At 58.4% G+C, this 281-nt stretch carries 1 pseudogene; it reads right to left on the bottom strand.

Annotated features, from left to right (window positions below):
- A pseudogene (locus GHO03_RS24915) lies at positions 1-230 on the bottom strand (PLP-dependent aminotransferase family protein); the annotation flags it as partial.
- Positions 231-281: the final 51 nt, after the last annotated feature.

The raw sequence follows: 281 nt of genomic DNA, 5'->3' as shown, positions 1-281 counted from the left end.
CCCCCGGCCGGCTTGAAGAGCGCTCGTCGCTCTCGACGCGCTTCCCCCACATGCGTCATCAGGTTGGTGGCAACCACCTGGGTTGATATGGGGCTGGCAAGATCCTCCGCCTTGCGACGCTCGATCAGTTGCCGAATGCGCGTCGAACTGGCTCTCAACCATCCGATTCTCAGACCACCCCAAAACAGTTTCGACAGTGTTCCGATCGTGAGTACCAGATCATCGCTCATCTCTCCTGCCAACATGGGAGCGGGTAATCCCAATGCAGTGAGGTCATACGA

It is taken from the genome of Pseudomonas sp. FSL R10-1339, from assembly GCF_009600545.1.
Classification (GTDB): domain Bacteria; phylum Pseudomonadota; class Gammaproteobacteria; order Pseudomonadales; family Pseudomonadaceae; genus Aquipseudomonas; species Aquipseudomonas bubulae.
This window is presented reverse-complemented; position numbering and strand designations above follow the sequence as displayed.